Origin of the sequence: Rhodococcus sp. Leaf278 (genome assembly GCF_001426085.1) — a bacterium.
GTDB lineage: Bacteria > Actinomycetota > Actinomycetes > Mycobacteriales > Mycobacteriaceae > Rhodococcoides.
This window is the reverse complement of sequence record NZ_LMRR01000023.1, coordinates 286,667-310,066: the sequence shown is the minus strand read 5'-3', so window position 1 is coordinate 310,066 and position 23,400 is coordinate 286,667. Positions and strand designations below refer to the sequence as shown.

Genomic DNA, 23,400 nt, shown 5'->3' with positions numbered 1-23,400 from the left:
TGCCCGGTCGATGTTGCCGTGAGTGCGGGTGTGACGCCGAAGCTCGTGATACTGAGCGACGCGCCGAAGTCCGGAGACGACGGATTCTGGTAGCAGATCGACGCGGTAGCGGCGACGTCCGTGGAGGGCTCGGTCGACGCAGCACCGGTGGCCGGATCGACCGAGACGGAGTGGATCTCCGTAGTGCGCACTCCACCCGGGCACGCAGGGGTAGAACCGGTCGAGACCGAGTTCACCTCGCGGCCGACGCTGTACTTCACCGAACCCGTCGGCTGCGGAATACCTGGCACGGGCTCTGCCATTGGGGCCGTACCCTCGCCSAGKGTGTACAGAGTCCACAGCGACCCGGTTCGACCGTCCGGCAGGCGAAGCGGATTGGCGACCGAGTTGCTGGTCGCGACCCCGTCGGTGACCCCTGAATCGTTGGGCTGCACAATCTGCCCAGGCCCGGAGCGGTCAGCACCCCCCACTGGTCCAGAAACGCCTGGCCGTCAACGGTCGGGCCGTCGCACACGTAGATCGGTCCGACGTTCTGGGCGGTGGGATCGAGCAGGAAACCCGTCGAYGGATCGTTGGTRAAGGTGTACATCCGCGCGTCGAGCCGCTCGACCACGGTCAGCGAGCGCGGGGATCCGAAGTAGTCGTTGCACGCGGCATTGTCTGCTTCGGCAGGGCGCTGCCCACTGTCGACAGTGCGATAGACACTGAAGCTGCCGGGTCCGTTCTCGATCGAGCCGAGGATCGTGGCGGGGGCCGGAGCCGGGCCGCCAACCTGGTTCCCCTGGACGCCAACGGAATCGCGTACTCCCGCTCACCGGGCCATTGTCTGCTTCGGCAGGGCGCTGCCCACTGTCGACAGTGCGATAGACACTGAAGCTGCCGGGTCCGTTCTCGATCGAGCCGAGGATCGTGGCGGGGGCTGGAGCCGGGCCGGGCGCAGCGTTCGCCGAGATCGTCGGACACAGGGCCACGATTGCCGCCGCCACTACAGCGACCTGTACTCCACGACTCTTCACGTCATATCCCCCGGACAAATTCGGACCGGGCTTTGTGCCCGGTCTACGTCGACCCCAGCGGAGACGGTAGCGCAACAGACGTTGAGAAACCAGCCCCGTGATGCCCAACCGACATGATCGCGGGGCACTGCCCCAGAACTGCCGAACCGACCGACCAGATGCTGGTAATCGAAACTTTGACGACCCTGGGAAAAGAATGTTCAGCAGCTATCGTTCGTGCCTGTAGGCCTCCCTCGACCCCAGAAGGGCACGACATGAAGAGACGTTGGCTCGCGTATTCCACTGCAGCACTGGCGATGTCCGCATCAGTAGCAATACTTCCGGCGGGCGTGGCCTCCGCTGCACCATGTTCGGACGTCGATGTCTCCTTCGCCCGCGGAACCGGCGAGCTCCCTGGACTCGGCATCACCGGCACACCATTCGTCAACAGCCTGAAATCTCAGCTGTCGGATCGCTCGGTGAGCACCTACGCCGTCGACTACGCCGCGGACTTCACCCAGGCGAGCGCGGGCCCCGGATCCCGTGACCTGGTCGCGCACCTGAATTCCGTTGCTGCATCGTGCCCTTCGACGCAGTTCGTGATCGGTGGATACTCGCAGGGAGCCACAGTCGTGACCAATGCTCTCGGCCTGCGCACACCCAGCAGTTTCACCGGTGCCGTCATTCCCGCCGCCATAGCGTCCCGCGTCGAGGCAGTCGTGGTGTTCGGCAACCCGTTCGGCCTCTTCGGACAGAAGATCGAAACATCCAGCAGCACATATGGATCACGTGCGACGAGCTTCTGCAATTTCGGCGATCCGGTATGTCAGATCGGCGGGTTCAACGCCTTCGCGCACCTTCAGTACGGTNAGCAGCACATATGGATCACGTGCGACGAGCTTCTGCAATTTCGGCGATCCGGTATGTCAGATCGGCGGGTTCAACGCCTTCGCGCACCTTCAGTACGGTACGAACGGGTCCACCACGCGAGGCGCACAGTTCGCCGCCACTCTGGTTCGTTCCTGATCTCTGCTCAGGGGCGCAGATTCAATCCCGTCTTCGTCGAGAAGTAGTGCACCGTCTCGGCGCGCGGGGCGATACGAATGACATCGCCCTGCGACGGGGTCGCGATATCGGGGATNAGATTCAATCCCGTCTTCGTCGAGAAGTAGTGCACCGTCTCGGCGCGCGGGGCGATACGAATGACATCGCCCTGCGACGGGGTCGCGATATCGGGGATACGCGCGATGATCTGCGCCCCGACAGTGCCGAGATTCGACGCATCCTCGACGGTGCGGCCGTAAATGTAGGCATCTGCACCGAGCTCCTCGACGACGTCGACAACGATGTCGGTACCGGAATCGGACAACGTCCACGCTTCGGGGCGCACGCCCATCGTCACGCGGCTGCCGTCGATGCGGTCGGCAATCGCGCGCTCGATCGGCACCTCAAGGGATCCTAGTTTCGCCGCGCCGGCGACTACGTCCACCTCGAACAGGTTCATTGCCGGCGAGCCGATGAAGCCTGCAACGAAGGCATTGACCGGTCGCTCGTACAGCTCCTTGGGGCTGGCACACTGTTGCAGCACACCGGCTTTCATGATTGCCACCCGATCGCCCATGGTCATCGCCTCGACCTGATCGTGGGTGACGTACACCGTGGTGGTGCCGAGCCTGCGCTGCAGCAAGGAGATCTGCGTGCGGGTCTGGACACGAAGCTTGGCGTCGAGGTTGGACAGCGGCTCGTCCATGAGGAACACCTGCGGATTCCGCACGATCGCACGGCCCATCGCAACGCGCTGCCGCTGACCACCGGAGAGCGCCTTGGGTTTACGGTTGAGGTAATCGGTCAGGTCCAGAATCTTCGCCGCCTCCTCGACGCGTCGGCCCACCTCTGCCTTGTCCATACCGGCGATCTGCAACGCGAAGCCCATGTTCTTCGCGACGGTCATGTGCGGGTACAGCGCATAGTTCTGGAACACCATGGCGATGTCGCGTTCCTTGGGCGCCAGGGAGGTGACGTCGCGGTCGCCGATCTTGATGGCGCCGTAGTCGACGTCCTCGAGACCGGCGAGCATCCGCAGCGAGGTGGACTTTCCGCAGCCGGAAGGCCCGACGAGAACCAGGAATTCGCCGTCCTCGATGGCGAGGTCCAGCGATTCGACCGCTGCGACGTCCGATCCCGGGTAGAGCTTGGTGGCTCCTTCGTACGTGACCTGTGCCATGGGAGTGCTCCTTTGTAGAGGTTAGAAGAATCGGTGCGCGGAGCCGGCGGGCTCGGCGTGGAGAAATGTGGGGTGTGGCAATCCGGCTCGTGCTGCGCTGGAGTCGATCTCGACCACGACCGCCTGAACCATGTCCGACGGCACCAGAGCAATGGCCGATCCGCCGAAGCCTCCGCCGGTCATGCGAGCCCCGTACGCACCTGCGCGCAGCGCTGCGTCCACCACACTGTCGAGCTCTGGAGAGCTGACCGCGTAGTCGTCGCGCAGAGACACGTGCGAGGCCGTCATCAACTCACCGAGTTCGGGGCCTGCTGCACCGCGGTCGAGTAACTCGGCCGCCTGCTCCACCCGCCCGATCTCACTGATGACGTGGCGAACTCGGGAGACAAGAGTGTCGTCGGCGAGGCGCGAGACGGTCTGTTCGAGATCGAGGCCGCGCAGCGTTGTGACCCCCAATTCGGCGTACGCGGTGTCGAGCGACGTCCGACGCGCTCCGTACTGACCGTCGACCAGTCGATGCGGGGCATTGGTGTCGATCACCAGCAGCCTGGTTCCCGACGCATCGAGATCGAGGGGGATCTGACGCGTCGACCCGTCGAGACAATCGAGCAACAGCGCATGTCCAGGCTGGGCCGACATCGCGATGTTCTGATCCATGCCGCCCGTCGACGCACCGGCGATCTCGTTCTCGGCTCGAATGCTGGCCTCGGTCAGTACGTTTCGATCGACCTGCAGATCGAACAGCTCGCTGAGTGCCAGGGCGAACGAGCACTCGAGGGCTGCCGAACTCGACAGGCCCGAACCCACCGGCACCGAGGAGTGCACCGCAACATCGACTCCGCCGACTCCGTGCTCCTGCAGCGCCCAGGACACCCCGGCCACGTACGCCGACCAGCCTGCGGGTGCACCAGGGCCGATCTCCGCGAGCTCACCCGTCCACGACTCGTCGGTGTGTGTCGATACGGCGCGCATCACCGTGTCCTCGCGGCGACGTACCGCGACCGCCGTGGCGTACGGCAACGCGAACGGCAACACCAGCCCGCCTGCGTAATCGATGTGCTCCCCGATCAGGTTGACGCGGCCCGGTGCGATCCAGACGCCCTCGGGTTCACCGCCGAACGCGCTGCGAAACAGCGCTGCGGCGCCGTCGGCGAGGTCTTCCTCGGCGACGACATCGAGCCACTTCATTCGAGTACCTCGCGAAGTCGATCGGCGATCCGTTCCGGCGTGGTGTCGTTGACCCACGCACCCATCGCCGATTCGGATCCGGCCAAGAACTTCATCCGCCCCGGTGAGCGCATCATCGAAAACAGTTGCAGGTGAAGCCGACCCAGTTCGCGGTCGGCTCCCACGGGTGCCTGGTGCCACGCCGAGATGTACGGCACCTCGTCGACGCCCTCGAAGAACGCATCGACTCCGCGCAGCAGATCTCGGTAGACCCCGGCAAGTTCGTCCCGCTCGGCGTCGTTCAACTCGGCGAGGTCCGCCACATCCCGGCGAGGGGCCAGATGGACCTCGACCGGCCACCGCGACGCCGCCGGGACGTAGGCAACCCAGTGTTCGGCGTCGACGACGATGCGACGACCCGAACGCAGCTCGGCCGCGAGGACATCGGCCAGCAGTACTCGTCCGGTGCTCTCGAAGTGTGTGCGAGACTGCCGCATCAGTGCGTCGGTCCGGGGCGGGAGGTAGGGGTAGGCGTAGATCTGACCGTGCGGATGCGTCAGCGTGACGCCGATTTCCTTGCCGCGGTTCTCGAAGCAGAAGACCTGCTGCACTCCAGGTATCGCCGAGAGCGCGGCGGTGCGATCGGCCCAGACGTCGATGATGGTGCGGACCCGAGAGAGCTCCAAAGACACGAAAGAAGCGTCGGGATCACTCGCGAAGCAGATCACCTCGCAGCGGCCCGTCCCGGGCGCGAGTTGCCACAGCGCCTCACCGTCCACCTCGGTCGGAAGTGTTTGTTGTGCAGCAGTTTCGGACAGTGACGGGAACCGGTTCTCGAACACCACCACGTCGTAATCCGCCGCCGGAATCTCCGTCGCCGGCCGGTCCGGTCGGCTCGGTGCCAGCGGCGACGCGTCGGCCGGCGGCAAGAACGTCCGGTCCATCCGTTGGGCGGCGATGACGATCCATTCGCCGGTGAGAACGTCGAATCGCATCTGCGACTGCGACATCGCCGGCGAGAGAGCACGTGTATCGACCAGGTCGCGGGTGGCACCACCGGAGACGTACGGCTCGGTGTCGTCGTAGTAGATCAGTTCTCGGCCGTCGGCCAGAGTCGTCGACGTCTTGCGCAATGCGTGCGTCGTGGCGTCATGCGCGGTCATCGAGTACTCGTTCCTCGTTCGTGTCGACAGGTTCTCCGGCGATCACCACGTCGTCGACCACCTCGGCCAACGCGTCCTGGACACCGGGATCGAGTCCGGCATCGGTGACGAACACGTCGACCCGAGAGAGCGGGATGGTGTTGGCAAGCGCACGCACACCCCACTTGGTGTGGTCGGCCAGCACGATGACGCGTCGGGACGACGCCACCAGTGCCTGATTGGTCTGCGCCTCCATGAGATTGGGGCAGGTGAGCCCCGATTCGATATCCACCCCATGCGTTCCGAGGAACAGCATGTCCAGGTGGATGCTCTGCAATGCGCTGACCGTGAGCGGCCCGACCAGCGCATAGGACGGTGTGCGTTGCCCACCGGTGAGCAATACGGTCTGATCCGTCCGACCACCGGTGTGGAAGACCTCGGCAACAGGAAGAGAATTGGTCACGACGGTGATGTCCGGGACGTCGAGCAGTTCCTCGGCCAGCGCGTGCGTCGTAGTGCCGCCTGAGATTCCGATGGATGTCCCCGGCCGCACGAAACGGGCAGCTGCTTTCGCAATAGCGGCCTTGGCGTCACGATCGAGTTCGGACTTGGCGGAGAACCCCGGCTCGAACACACTCGCCGATCGCGGCAGCGTGACGCCGCCGTGCACTCGCTCGACCAGACCGCGGGCGACGAGTTCGTTGATGTCGCGTCGAATGGTCATGTCCGACACCGACAGCGCAGCACCCAGATCGGCGACCTTGACTGCGCCCGAGGCCGTCACCTGGTCGAGGATCTTCTGCTGACGCTGATGGGCGAGCATCAGCGGGTCTCGGCGATCACTGCACTACCGCCTGCAGCCACGATCAGCTCACCGTCGACGTGCGCTCCGCTGACCAGGTCCATACCTGTGGCCGGCACGCTGACCTTGTCGGTTCCGTGGTTGAGTACGAAGAGCCAGGACTGCTCCCCTGACGATCGTCGTACGATCTCCACATCGGATCCGAGGTCGCGCCGGAGGTCGATACCTGCTGCAGCGCAGAGCTTGTCGGCCAGCGCGTCCCAGCCCGCCGCATCGGGAACGGTGGCCGCGTACCAGGCGGCACCGTGGCCGACGGTGCGCCTGGTCAGCGCCGGAACTCCACGCAGATGACCCTGGGTGTGCCGTGCCAGTACATCGACGTCCTCGGACGCGGTGAGGTATTCGCTCCAGATCTCGCCGAGGGTTTCGTCGTCGAGAGTCAGGGTCTCGCCGTCCGCGAGCGGGAAGAACTCCTGGACCCGGACTCCGAGCAACTCACGAAAAGCACCCGGGTAGCCGCCGAGTCGTACGTGATCGTCCTCGTCGGCGATTCCCGAGAACGCAGTGACGAGCACCTGCGCACCTGCTTCTGCGGCGTCGGCTATCCGCGCGGCAGTCTCGTCGCTACACAGGTAGAGAGCGGGGACGACGATCACGTCGTAACCGTTCAGGTCCGTCGACGACGGGACGACGTCGCAGGTCACGCCTGCTGAGGTGAATCCACGATGTGCGCGTCGAGCAATCTCCATGGGCTGCATCGCCATCGACGGATGGCCCTCCTGCTCGCAGGCCCACTGGGAGGCCCAGTCGAAGAGCACGGCAACCCGAGCATCGACGGTGCTGCCTGCCACCGCGGCCATGCGACGCAGAGCCGCGCCGAGCTCGACGACCTCGCGCCAGCGGGCGGAGTCCTCACCTGCGTGCGGAACCAGAGCCGAATGGAACTTCTCTGCACCTGCTTTGGAGGCGCGGAACTGGAAGTAGGCGATGCCGTCTGCGCCGCGAGCCATGTGCGCCAGCGAGTTACGCATCATCTCGCCGGGAACCTTGGCGCGGTTGATGTGCTGCCAGTTGACGGCACTGGTGGAGTGCTCCATCAACAACCAGGGCCGACGGCCGGCCACGCCGCGGGTGAGATCGGCCGAGAACGACAGCTTGTGATGTGCTGCACCGTCACCTGTTTCGGGTCCGACGAGGTAATGGTCGGTGGAGACGATGTCCTGCTCGGGGGCCCACGACGCGTAGTCCATGTTGCCGGCAAGCGCGGGGCCCTGGCCCATACCCACCATGAAGTTCGTGGTGACCGGCACGTCCGGTGTGATCCGGTTCAGCACGGCCTTCTCGGCGCGGTACTGCTCGAGCAGTGCGTCGGAACAAAAGCGTCGCCAGTCGAGCTGGTGGGTGGGGTTGCCGAACGTGGTGCTCACCGAGGGAGGAACGATCTCGTCCCAGTCGCTGTACCGCTGGCTCCAGAAGTCGGTGCCCCAGGCGGTGTTGAGCGTCTCGAGGTCGATGTACCTGGCGCTGAGCCATTCCCGGAACGCGTGGGCACTGTCGTCGGAGTAGCAGAGAGCGTTGTGGCAGCCGAGTTCGTTGGAGACGTGCCACATCGCCAGTGCGGGATGCTCACCGTAGCGGTGCGCCATCTTCTCGACCAGCGCGAGTGAATGTTCGCGGTACACAGCGGAACTGGGGCTCCACGTCTGACGACTTCCGATGGCGTACCGGTAACCGCGCTCGTCGACCGGACGCATCTGCGGGTAGGCCGTGGCCAACCAGGGCGGGGGCGACGCGGTGGCCGTGGCCAGGTCGACTCGAATCTCGCCCTTGTACATCAGGTCCATGACTCGATCGAGCCATTCGAAGTCCCACGTCGTCGCGGTCGGCTGGAGTCGGGCCCAGGAGAAGACTCCGACGGTGACGAAGTCGACGCCGGCCTCGTGCATCAGCTCGACGTCGCGACGCCACACATCCTCGGGCCACTGCTCGGGGTTGTAATCGCCCCCGAAAGAAATTCCCTGGGTCGGCCAGGTGCTGCGTCGCGCTGTGTCCATGCTCACAATATGAACCAGCAGCTTTCAGATGTCAACATGAATGAACATTTTCATACTTACCCAGGTAAACGAGCTATACAGAGCTTGACAGACGCCATCTTGCCGTGCTTCTGTAACCTGCATCACCCCGAACGGTCAGCTGCCGCACCCAGATGCGCAGATCAAATGTTCATTTCTGATCGTTATCGATATTTCCCGGCGAAGGACTCTCATGAACCCACACGAGTGGCCGCGTACATGGCAGCCGTCTCGGCGCGACTTCCTCAGGTCAGCGCTCGTTGCCGCGGGCGCTGTGACCGCCGGTGGCGTGCTGTCGTCGTGCTCGAGCAGTCTCGATCCCAACACGGTCACGCTCGGCTCACGGCTGTCGGACAAGAACTCCAAGGTCGGAGTCGAGGACTTCGTTGCCATGTATCGGCAGCAGACCGGTGGCGACATCCGCGTCAACACCGTCGATTCGACGTCGTTCCAGGAGAATGTCAACAACTATCTCCAGGGCACGCCCGACGACGTGTTCACCTGGATGGGCGGCTACCGCATGAAGTACTTCGCAGACAAGGGTCTGGTGGAGGACATCTCGAATGTGTGGGCGACCAACGGCGGCGGATACAGCGACAGCTTCAAGGAGAACTCGACCGGATCCGACGGCAACCAATATCTGATTCCGTTCTTCTACTACCCGTGGGCAGTGTTCTACCGGCCGAGCCTGTGGGCCGAGCGCGGCTACGAACCGCCCAAGACCTACGACCAGTGGGTCGCGCTGAACAAGCAGATGCAAGCCGACAACATCACCCCGATCGGCTTCGGTGCCCGCGACGGCTGGCCACCGATGGGGACGTTCGACTACCTGAACCTGCGCCTCAACGGCGTCGACTTCCACCGCACCCTGTTGGCCGGTGAGGTCAGCTGGACCGACAATCGCGTCCGCACGGTGTTCGACACCTGGCGCGAGATCCTGCCGTTCCACCAGCCGCAGCCGTTGGGCCGAAAAATTGCCGATGCGCAGACGGCGTTGCTGAACAAGAGCGTCGGGTCGCTGGTCGCCGGCATGTTCGTCGCACAGAGCTTCCCCGCCGGGGCCGAACGCGACGACCTCGACTTCTTCCCTTTCCCCGAACTCGACTCCGCCATCGGCAGTTCCGCGGTCGAGGCACCGATGGACGGTTTCATGATGCGCGCCGATCCGCGCAACCGTCCCGCTGCCGAGAAGCTGCTGACCTTCCTCACCGGGCCCGAGCCTGCCGTCGCCTATGCGAAGCAGGATCCGCAGGCCATCCCCGCACACCGCGACGCCGACCTGTCGGAATTCCCTGCACTGGTGCGTAAATCGGCGGACCTCGTGCAGAACGCCGGCGACATCACGCAGTTCTTCGACCGCGACACGCGACCCGACTTCGCGTCCATCGTCATGATCCCGGCTCTGCAGCAGTTCATCGGCAACCCGAACGACGTCGACGGATTGGTCCGCAGCATCGAGCGCCAGAAGTCGGCGGTGTTCGGAACATGATCGTGCGCAGTGTGATTCGACCCCCATCATTCACTCGACTTCGAGATCAGGTAATGCCATGACCGCACCCGAACGGGTCAAGTCGCCGAAGATACGGCGCAGTGTTCGCGAGAAGTGGACCATCGCACTGATGCTCGGCGTGCCCGCGATGATCGTCATCGGCCTCGTCTGGATTCCCACCGTGTTCACGGTGATCCTCTCGTTCGCACGATGGGACGGAATCGGCGGCACGTCGAGTATCGAGTGGATCGGTCCTCAGAACTACGTCGACGCGGTGCAGGCGTACCCGCCGTTCCAGCAAGCACTGCAGAACAACGTGCTGTGGCTCGTCTTCCTGTTCCTCGTCCCCACCGTCATCGGCATCCTGCTCGCGATTCTGCTGGACAAGAACCTCAAGGGATCTCGGCTCTACCAGAGCATCTTCTACATCCCCGTAGTGCTGTCGATGGCCCTCATCGGCTTCATCTGGCAGCTCATCTACTCCACCGAGGGCGGCGTCCTCAACAGCCTGCTGGGCACGGACGTCGACTGGCTCGGCGATCCCGACATCAACATCTGGGCCGTCATGGTCGCGGCAGGTTGGCGTCACACCGGCTACATCATGCTGTTGTACTTGGCCGGTCTCAAGGCCATCGACCCGTCCGTCCGCGAGGCCGCGGTGATGGACGGTGCCGGACCGATTCGCACGTTCTTCAGCGTCATCTTCCCGCTGATGAAGAACACCAATCTGCTGATCATCGTCATCACCGTCATCGAGGCGCTGCGCGCCTTCGACCTGGTATGGGTGATCAACAAGGGCCGCAACGGACTCGAGCTGATCTCGGCTCTCGTGACGGCCAACGTCGTCGGTGAGGCGAGTCGGATCGGATTCGGTTCGGCACTGGCCACCATCATGCTCGGCATCTCGCTCGTCTTCATCGCCCTGTACCTCGCCATCGTTCTTCGGAGCAAAGACTGATGACCACTTCACTCACGCGCACAGCACCTCCCGAGCGCGATCCGCTGACCCGCAACCGCGCGGCCGTCGCCAATCGTCGACGCGCAGGCACCGCACAGATAGCGATCTACGTGCTGCTGACGGTCATGGCGCTGGCCTGGCTGTTCCCTCTGGTGTGGGCGGTGTACAACTCGTTCCGCGACTACGACTACGTGTTGCTCAACGGGTACCTGTCGGTGGGCGGCTTCACGTTCGACAACTACATCGACTCGTGGCAGATCGGCGGCATTCCGCACTACTTCCTCAACTCGATGATCATCACCGTTCCGTCGGTGCTGCTCATCCTGTTCTTCGGCTCGATGGCGGCGTTCATCCTGGCGCGGTTCAGCTGGAAGTTCAACATCTTCATGCTGGCCGTGTTCATCGCAGGCAACCTGCTGCCGCAGCAGACTCTGCTGACACCGTTGTTCCGGCTGTACAACGCAATTCCGGTTCCGTACTGGTTGAGTTCCTCGGGCTCGCTGTACGACAGCTACTGGGGACTGATCATCGTGCACGTCGCATTCCAGACGGGCTTCTGCGTCTTCGTGCTCAGCAACTACATGAAAACCGTGCCGTACGAACTGCTCGAGGCCGCGACCGTCGACGGAGCCGGATTGTTCCGTCAGTACTGGCAGGTCGTCATGCCGCTGTGCCGGCCCGCGCTGGCCGCACTCGCAACACTCATGGTGACGTGGATCTACAACGACTTCTTCTGGGCCCTGGCCCTGATGGTCAGCGGTGACAAGCTTCCGGTGACGACAGCGCTGCAGAATCTGCAGGGCAGCTTCTTCACCGACACCAACCTGCTCGCCGCGGGCTCGGTACTGGTCGCCCTACCGACGGTCTTGGTATTCATTGCGCTGCAACGCCATTTCGTGTCCGGACTGACGATGGGTGCCAACAAGTGAGTTTTACCGTCCTGCGCCGTGCCGGTGTCATGGTGATCCTCGGACCTTCGTCCACCGCCGTTCCGGCCGTGCTGCACTGGGGAACCGATCTCGGTGAGCTCACCGAACACGACCTTGCCGAACTGCGCAGGGCCGCAATACCCGCGGTTCCGCACTCCAGTGTGGACGTGCCGCGGTGGCTCACCCTCGCCCCCGGTGGCGACGACGCCTGGCAGGGCACCCCGGCTCTGGCGTTGCATCGTGACGGTACGGTGCAGTACCCGCGGTGGGCGGACGTGGAGATCTCCGCCACCGAATTCGGTTGCACTGTGGACGCTTCCGATAGCGAGCTGGCCATCTCATGGTCGATCGAGTTGTCCCTGGAGGTCGGCGGATCACTGCGAGTTCGGCAGGTTGTTCGGAACGTGAACGGCGGACCCCTGACCGTCGACGGCGTCGTGACCCTGATGCCGTTGCCGGACACCGCAACCGAACTTCTCGATTTGACGGGCCGCCATTGCCGCGAGCGCACCCCGCAGCGTCGACGGTTCGACCATGGCTCGTCCGTGCGCGCGTCACGCCGCGGACGAACGGGGCACGACGCCACCCTGGTTCTCACCGCAGGCAGCGAGGGCTTCGGCTTCCGTAGCGGCGAGGTGTGGGGTGCCCACGTCGCGTGGAGCGGCGATCATCTGCACCTGGCCGAGCGGCTGCCCGAACGCGCCGGTCAGGCCTCTGGTGTTCTGGGCGGTGGTGAACTGCTCGCTCCCGGTGAGGTGGTGTTGCAGAACGGCGCGACCTACTCGACGCCGTGGGTGCATTTCGTGTACTCCCAAGCCGGACTGGATGGTTCGGCGCAGTCGTTGCACCGCTGGATGCGTTCGCGTCCAGCACATCCCACGTCGCCGCGTCCGGTGGTACTCAACGTGTGGGAGGGCGTCTACTTCGACCACGATCTCACCCGACTGCGCGGCATCGCGGATGTCGCAGCGCGCGTGGGCGTCGAGAGATTCGTTCTCGACGACGGTTGGTTCCGCCACCGACGTGACGACCGCGCAGGGCTCGGCGACTGGCAGGTGGACGAGGGAGTCTGGCCCGACGGCCTGGCCCCACTGTTCGATCACGTCCGAGCGCTCGGCATGAGCCCCGGCCTGTGGTTCGAGCCCGAGATGGTGAACCTGAACTCCGATATTGCTCGCGCACATCCCGATTGGCTGCTCGCCGCTCCTGGCCGCATCCCACTGGAGTGGCGTCATCAGCACGTACTGGATCTGACCCGCGACGACGTATTCGATTATCTCCTCTCGGCCATCGATGCGGTGTTGACCAACGAGCGGCCGGACTACGTGAAGTGGGATCACAACCGTGACCTGATGTTGGCCGTCGATTCGGACGCACGCGCTGCGGTGCACGCACAGACCTCGGCGTACTACCGATTGCTCGACGCCTTGCGGTCCCGGCATCCGCAGGTCGAGTTCGAATCCTGTGCATCGGGCGGTGCCCGCATCGATCTGGAGGTGCTCGAACACACCGACCGCGTCTGGGCGTCGGACACCAACGATCCGCTCGAACGTCAACGCCTGCAGCGTTGGACCACCCAGCTGCTGCCGCCGGAGCTGATCGGCTCGCACGTCGGTCCGCAGATCGCGCATACGTCCGGCCGTTGGTCGACTCTCCAGTTCCGTTGCTTGACATCACTGTTCGGCCACGCAGGGTTGGAGATGGACGTCACCGAGCTCTCGTCGCAGGACCACGAGTACCTGACGTCGTGGACCGGGCTGTACAAGGACCTGCGCGGACTGTTGCACACCGGCGATGTGGTGCGTGCCGACCATCCAGACCCGAGCGTCTGGGTACACGGAGTCGTGGCAGCGGATCTGTCGGAGGCCGCGTATTCGATAGTGCGGATGGATACCTCGCCCGAGGATCGAACCGATCGGGTCCGGCTTCCGGGTCTCGATCCGGCCGTGCGGTATCGCGTCGAGTTCGTGCGTGAGCTCAGCGACCTGGGCAACGGCATCGAGCTACCACCATGGATCGCCGACGGCGGGGTGGTCGAACTGTCGGGTTCGATGTTGGCGCAGGCAGGCGTGGCTCTTCCGGTGCTGTTCCCGCAGACCGGAGTGTTGCTCCGGGTGCGAGCTCTCTGAGGCGTATCGGGCCTGCGGTCAGTAATCCTCGTCGCTGTCCGAGGCCGACTGGCCGCGCCCGATCCTGGTGAGATGCACGCGCCGGGCGAGGCGGATCATCGGCCGGATGAGCAGTTCGATACTTCCGAGGAGGAACAACCACGTGCCGGCCACGGTGGTGCTCTCGTGGAAGAACAGGATGCTGCCGATGATGAACCAGACCGCAACGAGGATGTCGTTGATGATGCTGACGACTTCCCATCGCTGCCGGATCACCAGTTCCTCGTGGCCGATGGTGAAGGTCAGGTCGTTCATGGCGGCTCCTCGGCGGAATGAGTGGTTCGGGTTTGCCTACCCCATTCGAGCTACTCGAACCACTGGACCCGAGACGCCATGGACCGTAATTTTGCGCGACGCGTCTCGTTCGTCTCGCCGATCCGGGCAATGCGCCTATAGATGTGGGCACGAAAGTCGTTGTGGTCGTGCAGGTTCTGCTCAGCTGGACCGGTGCTGAGACAGTTGTGCAGCAGTGCCCTGAGATTGTCGTACTCTTCTCGGGGCGCTGCCGGCCACGAGTTGACGACGAGCCCGGTCAGCTGTTGTCGCTGATGAGCGCGTCGAACCCTGGTCTTGTCCGGATGAATCGTGAAGCCTTCGTCGTGGGCGATCTGGGAAATCAGCCACAGCAGTCTGTCCACGTCGATGTCTGCGCCACCGGAGAACGCCAGATCGTCGGCGTATCGGCTGTAGCGGGCACCGATGGACCGGGCCAGGCCGGCGGCCCGGATATCGAGTTGTCGCGCAGCGAGATTCGCCAAGGCCGGTGAGGTGGGCGCACCCTGCGGCAAGTGGGTGGCACGAAGCCGCGCCGCGGTGGGTTGGTCCACGCCGACCAATTCCCTTGCCGGGGTGACCGTCGTGCACAGCGCGGCGAGATTCGCCGCGACCTTCCTGGGATAACCGACCGCCTCGAAGATGGCGACCACTCGATCGAACCCGATGGACGGAAAGAAGCGTCGAAGATCCACGGAGATCACCACGTCGCGTTCGGAATGCGGTATCGCGAAGGTACGCGGACTGCGGGCCTTCCTGAACCCGTGCGCAGCCGGGTGAGCTGGAATTCGATCGAGTATGCGGCGCAGTATCTTTCGTTGAATCTCACGCAAGCGTGGTTTCGGGACCTCCAGCAGTCGGATGCCCTGACGTTTGTCGAGTCGTGCAGATCGGTAGTGCTGCAACGGGAACGGCGCGGCACGCAGCCTGCCCTGCAGGTCGGCGAACCATTCGATTTCGGAGATCGTCAGGTCGAGAGATCGAGCCAGCTGACCGGTCGTTTCGTACCGTGGTACGTCGAATCGCCATGGCTTGACGCCGGGCCTCGACTCGGGCCGCTGCGAGGACACGGAGGGCTCCGAGATGAACGGAAGGTCGCGTAGCAGAACAAAAATCGATGCCTCGTCGAATGGCGGATCGGGATACAGATTGATGATTCGATCCGCGAGCCACGACGCCCTCTCGGGCATCAGACGTGCGAACGCAACCTCGAGCCCCGACCGCGTCCATTCGGCATCGGCGGCCAACCGCGCCAAAGTCGCGGCGGCCTGTGGGGTCAATTCGCGTTCGGTCACAGGCGGCTCTCGATCGGGTGCAGCGCTGTGACATGTAACGCTGTGACATGCAACGGCACGGGGCGACCGAAATCCTTCGTCCTCGGAGCAGTCAAGCACGCGGAGCGTGCCGAGCTGCTTCGGACGCAGTGCTCGATTCTCGTGATGTACCCAGGGGTTACCCCTGAGACCGGTCCCGCGGACCAACTCTCGCCCACGCGCCGCTGCATCCCTCCACCATGCCAAATCGACGCCGATCTGTCAGCGCGTTGCCCACGGGACCGTCACGGAAGGATCGAGTCGAGTGCGCCCAAGACGATGGTCGTCAACGACAGCCCGCCGGTTCCGAACGCCGCGGCCACGACGATGCCGACGAGGGCATCCTCGCGGGACGGCGTCGGTGGTTCGATCGTCTTGTTCACCATTCTGAACGGCAGCGACCACAACACATCGACACCTCCGCCGAAAACGCGAGTCAACACCCCGAATTCGTTGTGGCCCCGATCCGACGAACCATCGAGCAGCACACTGTCTTCCAAATTCTTCGCACGCAGCGACAGAGTGCGTTCCCCGTACTGAATGCCGACGCGGTAGGACCGTTTGACGAGCCTCGCGCGGCCGGGATCGAGAAGTATTTCGCAACCGTCGATGCTCGCTTTCAGCTGTGCGGCCCTGCGCGTGCCGATCGGGACTGTTGCCGATGTGCGAGCGCCTATGCGAGCGATCGTGGCGGTCATCGGTGGGCCCTCGCGATACGAGCCGCATATTTCGTCGTCGCGGTAGATCAGATCCAGTTCGCCGTGGATACCGGTCTCGACCACCACAGTCGTGGAATCTCCGACACTGTCCCGGTCGACCTCCACGCCCGTCACCCTGTCATAGGTCTGCGGCTTCCGAATCGAGGACCGTCGGGAACCGACGCGGGCTGTGCTGCGTCCAAGAACGTAGGTGTTCTCGAGGAACGGATAAGACCAATGCGCAGGGCACGTCGATGGATCCCCGTTGTATCTGCTTTTGCGCTGCTCGCTGGCTGCTCGAGCGGGACTGAAGGGGAAGCGACGCCGCGGGTGGAAACCAGCACCACCGTCGCGGCACCGCCTACGCCATGGGACCCCTGCACCATCCCCGACGAGGCCATCGCGCGTGCGGGATTGAACGTGGACACCAAGGAGTCGGGAATCTTCGGGCGGGATCAATACGGATTCAAGATCTGCGGTTGGGAGGATCGACCGCCAAACAATAAGTACTTCTTTTCGATATTCGCCGGGCTCGAAGGCATCGACTACATCGACGACCCCGCGACCTTCGATCGGCTCCAGCCCGTTCGAGTGGGCACTCGTGACGCGACCCAGTACCAGCAGGTCGGTGCTGACGCATCTCTGAACTGCGGCGTTGCCTTCACAGAGGGCATCCAACTGATCAGGGCAACGATCATCACTGATGCCACGGTCCGCAATCCTCCTTACGATCCATGTACCGAGCTGAATTCCCTGGTCGCAAAGCTCGACTCAGAACTCCCCAGCTAACTCCACCGACTGAAAGACGCGAACCCGTGACCGAAGCCAGGCCGGACCTCATCGCACATTGGCAAGAGCTCAACGCCCAAGCCGACGCTGGCACTATCACCATTCCGGCCGAAGTCGCTGCCAAGTGTGATGCAGCCTGTGTCGCGTACATCGCGCACCTCAACGACATGAAACGTAAGGCCATTCGCCTGGGCGAGTTTCAAGAGTGGGGCGACTTGAAGTCTGCGCAAGATCTGCAAGCCCGGTTCGGTCGTCTCGCCACTGGCACCGACCGGTCTCTCGACATCATTCTGCAGCAACACATCGACATCATCGAGTCGATGCGCTTGCTCTTCCGGCGCTACTTCGACGAGACGGCCGACACCGATGCCCAGACGTCGTCGAATATCACGGCGCTCACCCCGGAAAATTGATAGACGCCAACGCTTTTCGATGAACCTCGACTTCGCGTTTGTCGTTGTCCAGACGCCGTTCCATAGGCTCGTAACCGCGGGAACGCCACCATCCGATGCTCTCGACCATGCTCACCATCGGACCCACGAACACATGGGTCCACCCCTGTGCCTCGAGAATGCGCTCGAGCTCCGCCAGAACCGGATTCGCCACCCGGTTATGCTCGAGTTCCCCGTCGACGATCAGACTCCCCACCCACGGTTGACCTTCGCGGGGATGCGGAACCAGCAGCGTCATCGCCCCCACGATTCGTTCTGCCGCACGAATCACCAGACAGTGGGAGTTCTCCATGACGGTGTTATGCCAGAGGAACTTCTCGACATCCTCGACGGTGAAGGCGATGACTCCGGTATTTAACGTACTCGCGTCGAGGAACTCAGGATTGCTGTTGAACACGGCTAGGAAGTCCTCGGGACTATCACTGCCGTCGACCTCACGCACCGCATACGCCCCCGCGTCAAATCCGAATTCCATCCCGCCACGATAGGTCCCCCGCTCAATCCACGCCCCTGATCGTCAGGCACACCGCTCCGCTGCGGTGTGGTTGTCCACGAGGGTCGTGAACCCCACGCGCTGGCGTTACGACCGGGCCCGTAGCTGCACTCGATCGTTTCGCTGGACCGGCAGGATGCGGGAACGACGCAGTTTGGGCACCGACTCCCGCTTCGTCGCAATCGAGAGTCTGACTTCTCGCCGAATTGTCTGTGCACGAACCAGGTCGGTGACGGGCCGTACTCGAGAAGCATTGCGGCCCGTGGTCATCTCCAGGCGACTATCACGCAAGTCGGACCGAGCCGCCCGCGAAGACAGTTAGCTGAGCACGCACCTGGCGGTTCACGACCGTCGCTCGTGCGCAGGAAGCCGCCGATCGGATGCGATCGTGAACCATCAGGTCCGCTGAGTAATCAGCCTCCGTGCGCCTCGACGGCCACGGGCTGCCATTCGCGCCAATTGGCCAGTCGCGACTCGTAGTCCTTCGTCGCGATCTCCAGCGGAGCATCGCCGAAAAATACTCGCAGCGGGGGCTTTTCGGCATCGATCACCTTCAGCAATGCCGAGCGTGTTGCGCTCGGATCACCGGGAGTTGCCTGCCGGGCACTGCGCAGCTTTGCAGCCTTGTCTCGAATCGGGTCGTACGCGGCGATGTCGGTGGACTTCTTGGCAGACGGGCCGGACCAGTCGGTGGAGAACCCACCCGGCTCGATCAGCGTCACGTGGATGCCGAAGTCCTCGACCTCCTGGGCCAAGGCCTGACTGAATCCTTCGAGGGCCCACTTGGAGGCGTGGTACGCACCGACGTTGGGGAATGCGGAGATTCCGCCGATGGACGACACCTGCAAGATGTGGCCACTCCCCTGCTCACGCATGAACGGCAGCGCCGCCTGCGTAACCCAGAGCGCTCCGAAGACGTTGGTCTCGATCTGCGCGCGAGCGTCCTCCTCGGAGATCTCCTCGATCATGCCGAACTGGCCGTAGCCGGCGTTGTTGATGACGATGTCGAGTGAGCCGAAGGTCTTGTGTGCCAAGGCGACTGCTGCGAAGTCAGCCGCGCGGTCGTTCACGTCCAGCTCGATCGGCAGAATCGCGTCGCCGTATATCTCCACTAGATCATGCAATGTCGCAGTGTTGCGAGCAGTGGCAGCGACTCGATCGCCGCGTTCGAGGGCTGCGATCGCCCACTCGCGTCCGAATCCCTTGGAGGTGCCGGTGATGAACCACGTCTTGGCTGTCATGAATCTCGTCCCTTCGCTACACGGACAAAAGTAGGGACGACGTCCGCTGCAAACGCCTCTCGGCGAGTGGTCGCTCGTAGCGACAAATGGGGTGAGGCCCGGGGCTTGCCAAGCGAACGCCGTCGAAACAGTCCAACGAGGTGCCGTCGCCGACTATTCCCCGCACGTCAGCTGTGTTCGGTGATCATCACTGCCATGGTGTTCGGCTCCAACGCCTCGAAGATGTGCGGCACGTCGCCCGGATAGGCGACATAGTCGCCCGGCACCAGCTCGACCGCCTCGCCCGTCGGCCCCACCAGGGCTCGCCCTGTACTGAGCACCACATGCTCGACGACATTCGGCGAGTGCGGATCCGACCGCCTCGGCTCGCCGACGTCGGCGCTGATCAGATAGATGTCTCGGCGAGCGTTCGGCGGTGACGACGCCAGCAGCGTTGCCGTGTAGTCCGCCCTGTCCGACGCGAATCGCGGCCCCTCGCCCGCCCGGATCAGGCGGACCGACTGCTTCGCCGGCTCGACCAATCTGGAGAACGGCACGCCCAGCGTGACGCTGAGCGCCCAGAGCGTTTCGAGACTCGGATTGCCGGTTCCCGATTCCAGTTGCGACAGAGTCGATTTCGCAATCCCTGCCCGGCGGGCCACCTCGGCCAGAGAGAGGCCGACGCGTCGTCGTTCCTGTTGGAGGGCTGCGGCGATAGCTGCTATCGGTGGACCGGCATCCGCCATTCGTTCACTCCATCGGTACGTGCGTTTGATTTGACGAACAGCTTAACATCGTCCACTATAACGATCATGCGTTCGACATGGCGAACCCCTCGGGGGGTCAACATCCGCGACATCGCGTTGGTCTGTTTGGCCGACGCCCTCGTCGGAGCCTCGTTCGGTGCGATCTCCGTGGCCGCCGACCTGCCGCTGTGGCTACCGGTGGTGATGTCGCTGGTGGTGTTCGCGGGGTCCTCACAATTCATCTTCGTCGGCATACTGGCCGTCGGCGGCAACCCCGTCGCCGCAGTCGCGAGCGCGTTGCTCGCCAACGTCCGTCTGGTTCCGCTCGGCTTCTCCATCGGAGCTGTGTTCGAGAACGCGTCACCGCTGAGGAGACTGCTCGGCACCCACCTCATCACCGACGAAGCTGTCGCGTTCACCGTCGCAGAAAAGGACGAAGCGAGCCGTCGAACAGCGTTCTGGTTGTGCGGAATCGGACTGTTCGTGACGTGGAACATCGGCGTTGCGATCGGCACGCTTGCCGGCGGCGCGATCACCGATACGGCGGCACTCGGACTCGATGCCGCGTTCCCGGCAATTCTGCTGGGACTGATCATGCCCGCGCTACGGGACCGAGCTACCCGCAATGCCGCCCTCGCCGGCGCGGGGATCGCCCTCATCGCCTCGATGTTCCTGCCGAGCGGGCTCCCGGTGCTGCTCGCGTTGATCGCCGTCGTTCCGGCCATGCTCTCCGCTGCTCCCGGTACAGAGAAGGAACCCGCATGAACCTCACGATCCCGCTGATTGCACTGGTCGTCGGCACCTATGCGCTGCGTATCGCTGGTCCGGCACTGCGGACGCGCATCACCATCTCGCCGCGCATCGACAGGGTCATGAACACATCCGTTGCTGTTGTATTCGTCGCGTTGGTCGCCACCTCCACCCTGCTCGTGGGCAAGGACTTCGCGGGCTTCGCTGCCCCGATCGGAGTCACCGTCGCAGGCATACTCGCCTGGCGAAAAGCACCATTCGTGGTCATCGTTATCGCTGCGGCAGCAACCACTGCAGGGTTGCGCTGGATCGGCATCCCCTGACCCCGCGCCGGTATGTAAGTCCACTAGATGTGACATTGACCCACAAAAGGGCCACCAGATGTGACATCGAGTGCCGAGGAAGGGGAACATCGGTGACAGTCATCGACCCCTCGCGGACTACCGACGCGCAATCAGCCGATTGCGCCCTAGGCGACCGCGCTCACTGATCTGAATGCCCACTATTTTCCTGCAGCCACGGGATTCCGCCTTTCGAGCCGAATTGCAGGCGCTGACATCAGTTGACTGACACAGCTCGGGACCGCCGACCCCTACCGGACCCACCTGTCCTCGCGCACCGTCCTCCTCCCCGTTCACCGACGTCCTAAGTCCACTCGATGTGACATTGACCCCCGAAAAGGCCACCAGATGTCACATTGAGTACCGAGGAACGGGAACAATGGAAGAGGAACACGACTGTCGACTTTGGGAGCAGCAATGACCGCGCTGGATGCAGTACGACGACGGTGGCCGAAGACGATGCCTCTGCAGCCGTTGCCGTCGGAGTCGTGGGCCAAGCAGGAACCCACCTGGAAGGGTGCGAATCCCCAGGTCATCGAGTCTGCTCTCAAACGTGCGAAGACGCGGACCTCGGGCAACTGGTTCGTCTTCGCCGCCAGTCGCGACATCAAAGCCGACAAGCCGTTCGGACGCTACGTCGGCACCACCGAACTCGTTGCCTGGCGCGACTCGGCAGGCAAAGTGCATATCGGCCCCGGCGCGTGTCCGCATCTCGGCGCTGCACTGGACACCGCAAAGATCGAGTGCGACACGTTGGTCTGTCGCTGGCACGGTCTGGCACTCGGCCCCAAGGGGAAGGCGGGTTGGCGTCCTGTTCCCGCCTTCGACGACGGAGTTCTGGTGTGGGTGCGACTCGATGAGCTCGGCGGCGAGGAGCCGACGCCCGTCCCCGTGGTCCCGATCCGCCCGCCCGCGTCGACCGCCATTGCCGGCGTGGTCACTCTCGTCGGCAAGTGCGAGCCCGACGACATCATCGCCAATCGCCTCGACCCTTGGCACGGCGCGTGGTTCCACCCGTACTCGTTTGCACGCCTGAAAGTGGTCAGCGCGCCCACAGAGATCGACGTGCCCGACGAGGACGATCGATTCCTCGTCGACGTGACCTTCAGGGTCAGTCGCGGCGTCGGAGTTCCGGTACGGGCCGAGTTCGTCTGCCCCGGTCCGCGCACCATCGTCATGCGCATCCTCGACGGCGAAGGTGCAGGCAGCGTCGTCGAAACGCATGCGACGCCACTGGCCCCGGCAGCCGACGGCACACCCCGTACCGCCGTCATCGAGGCTACGATCGCGAGCTCGGATCGCCCGGGATTCCAGATGGCACGCAAGATGTCCGGGCTGCTGCGCCCAGCAATGAACTTCACCGCCGCCCGCTTGTGGAAGGACGATCTCGACTACGCCGAACGTCGCTACGAACTGCGCTCGACGGGCCGGGCCTGACCCTCGACGAAATCGGCGAGTTGCCCGATGACGGTTCCCCAACCGTCATAGAAGCCGTAATCCTCGTGCATCTTTCGGTCCTCTTCGTTGCGGTGCATCACGTGGGCGCGGTAGTCCGTTCCGTCGGGATGATCGGCGAGCGTGATCACCGCGGTCATGAACAACTGCGGTGCGGGCCGCCATCCCTCGACGAGTGAGTTCGTGAAGACGATGCGCTCACCATCGTCGACGGCGAGGAAGCAACCGTCGATATGAGGCTCGTACGGACCGCCGGTCTCACTGATCAAGGTGCGGAATGCACCACCGGGCTTCGGATCCCAGGCGGCGACTCGACACAGCGCGGGAGCGGGAATCCACCACTTCTCGAATTTGGACGAGTCCGTCCAGGCGCTCCAGACTGCTGCGCGTGGCGCTCTGATGACGCGGGAGATGGTCAGGTCCAGAGCAGGATCGATCGATGTCATTGCGCTTCACTTCCTTTCGAGGTTACGAACTTTTCGAGGCGATCGGTACGCGATTCCCAGACGGCCCGCTGTTCCTGCAGCCAGCGGCCGGCCACCTCCAGGTTGGATCGTTCGATCGTGCAGGCGCGCACTCGGCCGACCTTGCGCGTGCTGATCCAGCCACTGCGTTCGAGGAGGCGAATGTGCTTCATGAACGACGGCAGCGTCATGTCGAACGGTTCGGCGAGTTCCCCTACCGTGGCCGGCCCGGACCCCAGCCGGCTCAGCACTGCCCGCCGCGTCGGGTCGGCCAACGCGTGGAACACGTCGTCGAGAACCATCGGATACTGAGCCATAAGGCACACTATCCAGAACTAGACACTATGCGCAAGGGCTAAGTTTCGAGACTCCGGACGAAACCCCGACCCCCACTGCGCCGCAGCACTATTGGTGCTGAAAATTTTCTGAGAAAGTACGAAAACACTCTTGGCACTCACCA

At 63.7% G+C, this 23,400-nt stretch carries 24 protein-coding genes and 1 pseudogene; 11 read left to right on the top strand and 14 right to left on the bottom strand.

What is annotated here, in order from left to right; genetic code table 11:
* The coding region (locus tag ASG84_RS18580; RefSeq protein WP_156399588.1) for a hypothetical protein at window positions 1-302 on the bottom strand (302 nt) is incomplete at its 3' end.
* An 827-nt stretch (window positions 303-1,129) separates the two neighbouring features.
* Here ASG84_RS18580 and ASG84_RS18575 point away from each other — a divergent pair.
* Together ASG84_RS18575 and ASG84_RS28285 are read left to right on the top strand one after the other, a co-directional pair.
* Window positions 1,130-1,864: pseudogene (locus ASG84_RS18575) on the top strand (cutinase family protein); the annotation flags it as partial.
* Between the two features lies 1 nt (window position 1,865).
* The coding region (locus ASG84_RS28285) for a cutinase family protein (protein ID WP_235581729.1) at window positions 1,866-2,021 on the top strand (156 nt) is incomplete at its 5' end.
* 116 nt (window positions 2,022-2,137) lie between these two features.
* Here ASG84_RS28285 and ASG84_RS18570 read toward each other — a convergent pair.
* The 5 genes from ASG84_RS18570 to ASG84_RS18550 all read right to left on the bottom strand — a co-directional run.
* A partial coding sequence (locus tag ASG84_RS18570) for an ABC transporter ATP-binding protein (RefSeq protein WP_156399595.1) occupies window positions 2,138-3,219 on the bottom strand: 1,082 nt, incomplete at its 3' end.
* A 21-nt stretch (window positions 3,220-3,240) separates the two neighbouring features.
* Complete coding sequence (gene galK, locus ASG84_RS18565; protein ID WP_057478461.1) at window positions 3,241-4,407, bottom strand: galactokinase; 1,167 nt, start codon at window positions 4,405-4,407, stop codon at window positions 3,241-3,243.
* Window positions 4,404-5,549 carry a galactose-1-phosphate uridylyltransferase gene (galT, locus tag ASG84_RS18560; RefSeq protein ID WP_082521075.1) on the bottom strand — a complete coding sequence of 382 codons (1,146 nt, stop codon included), beginning with the start codon at window positions 5,547-5,549 and terminating at the stop codon, window positions 4,404-4,406. The genes galK and galT overlap by 4 nt, the downstream gene beginning before the upstream one ends.
* Window positions 5,536-6,351: a DeoR/GlpR family DNA-binding transcription regulator gene (locus ASG84_RS18555; RefSeq protein WP_057478460.1), complete on the bottom strand. Its 816-nt coding sequence runs from the start codon at window positions 6,349-6,351 to the stop codon at window positions 5,536-5,538. Before ASG84_RS18555 ends, galT begins: the two co-directional genes overlap by 14 nt.
* The gene (locus tag ASG84_RS18550) at window positions 6,351-8,384 is read right to left on the bottom strand and encodes a beta-galactosidase (protein WP_057478459.1); all 2,034 of its coding nucleotides are present in this window, start codon (window positions 8,382-8,384) and stop codon (window positions 6,351-6,353) included. Before ASG84_RS18550 ends, ASG84_RS18555 begins: the two co-directional genes overlap by 1 nt.
* Before the next feature lie 211 nt (window positions 8,385-8,595).
* Here ASG84_RS18550 and ASG84_RS18545 point away from each other — a divergent pair, with 211 nt between their 5' ends.
* From ASG84_RS18545 to ASG84_RS18530, 4 genes are read left to right on the top strand one after another with little or no spacing between them, the layout of a single operon-like run.
* Window positions 8,596-9,891 carry an ABC transporter substrate-binding protein gene (locus ASG84_RS18545; RefSeq protein ID WP_057478458.1) on the top strand — a complete coding sequence of 432 codons (1,296 nt, stop codon included), beginning with the start codon at window positions 8,596-8,598 and terminating at the stop codon, window positions 9,889-9,891.
* Between the two features lie 58 nt (window positions 9,892-9,949).
* The gene (locus tag ASG84_RS18540; protein ID WP_057478457.1) at window positions 9,950-10,849 is read left to right on the top strand and encodes a carbohydrate ABC transporter permease; all 900 of its coding nucleotides are present in this window, start codon (window positions 9,950-9,952) and stop codon (window positions 10,847-10,849) included.
* A complete protein-coding gene (locus ASG84_RS18535; RefSeq protein ID WP_082521074.1) occupies window positions 10,849-11,778 on the top strand; it encodes a carbohydrate ABC transporter permease in 930 nt (309 codons plus the stop codon). Before ASG84_RS18540 ends, ASG84_RS18535 begins: the two co-directional genes overlap by 1 nt.
* Window positions 11,775-13,907 carry an alpha-galactosidase gene (locus ASG84_RS18530; protein ID WP_082521073.1) on the top strand — a complete coding sequence of 711 codons (2,133 nt, stop codon included), beginning with the start codon at window positions 11,775-11,777 and terminating at the stop codon, window positions 13,905-13,907. The genes ASG84_RS18535 and ASG84_RS18530 overlap by 4 nt, the downstream gene beginning before the upstream one ends.
* An 18-nt stretch (window positions 13,908-13,925) precedes the next feature.
* Here ASG84_RS18530 and ASG84_RS18525 read toward each other — a convergent pair whose 3' ends face one another.
* The 3 genes from ASG84_RS18525 to ASG84_RS18515 form a co-directional block, all read right to left on the bottom strand.
* Entirely contained in the window at window positions 13,926-14,201 is a 276-nt protein-coding gene (locus ASG84_RS18525; protein WP_057478456.1) for a YrhK family protein, read from the bottom strand.
* A 50-nt stretch (window positions 14,202-14,251) separates the two neighbouring features.
* Window positions 14,252-15,514, bottom strand: coding sequence for a reverse transcriptase family protein (locus tag ASG84_RS18520; RefSeq protein ID WP_057478455.1), 1,263 nt, complete (start codon window positions 15,512-15,514; stop codon window positions 14,252-14,254).
* 263 nt (window positions 15,515-15,777) lie between these two features.
* Window positions 15,778-16,356, bottom strand: coding sequence for a hypothetical protein (locus ASG84_RS18515; protein ID WP_057478454.1), 579 nt, complete (start codon window positions 16,354-16,356; stop codon window positions 15,778-15,780).
* A 111-nt stretch (window positions 16,357-16,467) separates the two neighbouring features.
* On the opposite strand from ASG84_RS18515, the gene ASG84_RS18510 reads away from it, so the two are divergent.
* Both ASG84_RS18510 and ASG84_RS18505 read left to right on the top strand, forming a co-directional pair.
* Window positions 16,468-17,019 (top strand): DUF3558 family protein, encoded by a 552-nt coding sequence (locus ASG84_RS18510; protein ID WP_268793497.1) that lies wholly within the window; start codon window positions 16,468-16,470, stop codon window positions 17,017-17,019.
* Between the two features lie 26 nt (window positions 17,020-17,045).
* The gene (locus tag ASG84_RS18505) at window positions 17,046-17,432 is read left to right on the top strand and encodes a hypothetical protein (RefSeq protein WP_057478452.1); all 387 of its coding nucleotides are present in this window, start codon (window positions 17,046-17,048) and stop codon (window positions 17,430-17,432) included.
* On the opposite strand, the gene ASG84_RS18500 is transcribed toward ASG84_RS18505, so the two are convergent.
* The 3 genes from ASG84_RS18500 to ASG84_RS18485 all read right to left on the bottom strand — a co-directional run bounded on the left by ASG84_RS18500 (window position 17,416) and on the right by ASG84_RS18485 (window position 19,930).
* Window positions 17,416-17,946, bottom strand: a complete 531-nt coding sequence (locus ASG84_RS18500) for a GNAT family N-acetyltransferase (RefSeq protein ID WP_057478451.1) — start codon at window positions 17,944-17,946, stop codon at window positions 17,416-17,418. The genes ASG84_RS18505 and ASG84_RS18500 overlap by 17 nt on opposite strands.
* Window positions 17,947-18,377: 431 nt before the next feature.
* Window positions 18,378-19,205 (bottom strand): SDR family oxidoreductase, encoded by an 828-nt coding sequence (locus ASG84_RS18490; RefSeq protein ID WP_057478449.1) that lies wholly within the window; start codon window positions 19,203-19,205, stop codon window positions 18,378-18,380.
* A gap of 167 nt (window positions 19,206-19,372) precedes the next feature.
* Window positions 19,373-19,930, bottom strand: coding sequence for a helix-turn-helix domain-containing protein (locus tag ASG84_RS18485; protein WP_057478448.1), 558 nt, complete (start codon window positions 19,928-19,930; stop codon window positions 19,373-19,375).
* A gap of 66 nt (window positions 19,931-19,996) precedes the next feature.
* Here ASG84_RS18485 and ASG84_RS18480 point away from each other — a divergent pair, with 66 nt between their 5' ends.
* The 3 genes from ASG84_RS18480 (at window position 19,997) to ASG84_RS18470 (ending at window position 22,458) form a co-directional block, all read left to right on the top strand.
* The gene (locus ASG84_RS18480) at window positions 19,997-20,695 is read left to right on the top strand and encodes an AzlC family ABC transporter permease (protein ID WP_057478447.1); all 699 of its coding nucleotides are present in this window, start codon (window positions 19,997-19,999) and stop codon (window positions 20,693-20,695) included.
* Entirely contained in the window at window positions 20,692-21,003 is a 312-nt protein-coding gene (locus tag ASG84_RS18475) for an AzlD domain-containing protein (RefSeq protein WP_057478446.1), read from the top strand. Before ASG84_RS18480 ends, ASG84_RS18475 begins: the two co-directional genes overlap by 4 nt.
* Window positions 21,004-21,438: 435 nt before the next feature.
* Window positions 21,439-22,458 carry a DUF5914 domain-containing protein gene (locus ASG84_RS18470; RefSeq protein ID WP_057478445.1) on the top strand — a complete coding sequence of 340 codons (1,020 nt, stop codon included), beginning with the start codon at window positions 21,439-21,441 and terminating at the stop codon, window positions 22,456-22,458.
* Here ASG84_RS18470 and ASG84_RS18465 read toward each other — a convergent pair.
* A complete protein-coding gene (locus tag ASG84_RS18465; protein WP_057478444.1) occupies window positions 22,428-22,922 on the bottom strand; it encodes an SRPBCC family protein in 495 nt (164 codons plus the stop codon). The two genes, ASG84_RS18470 and ASG84_RS18465, sit on opposite strands and share 31 nt — an antisense overlap.
* A complete protein-coding gene (locus tag ASG84_RS18460; RefSeq protein WP_057478443.1) occupies window positions 22,919-23,257 on the bottom strand; it encodes an ArsR/SmtB family transcription factor in 339 nt (112 codons plus the stop codon). The genes ASG84_RS18465 and ASG84_RS18460 overlap by 4 nt, the downstream gene beginning before the upstream one ends.
* Window positions 23,258-23,400: the final 143 nt, after the last annotated feature.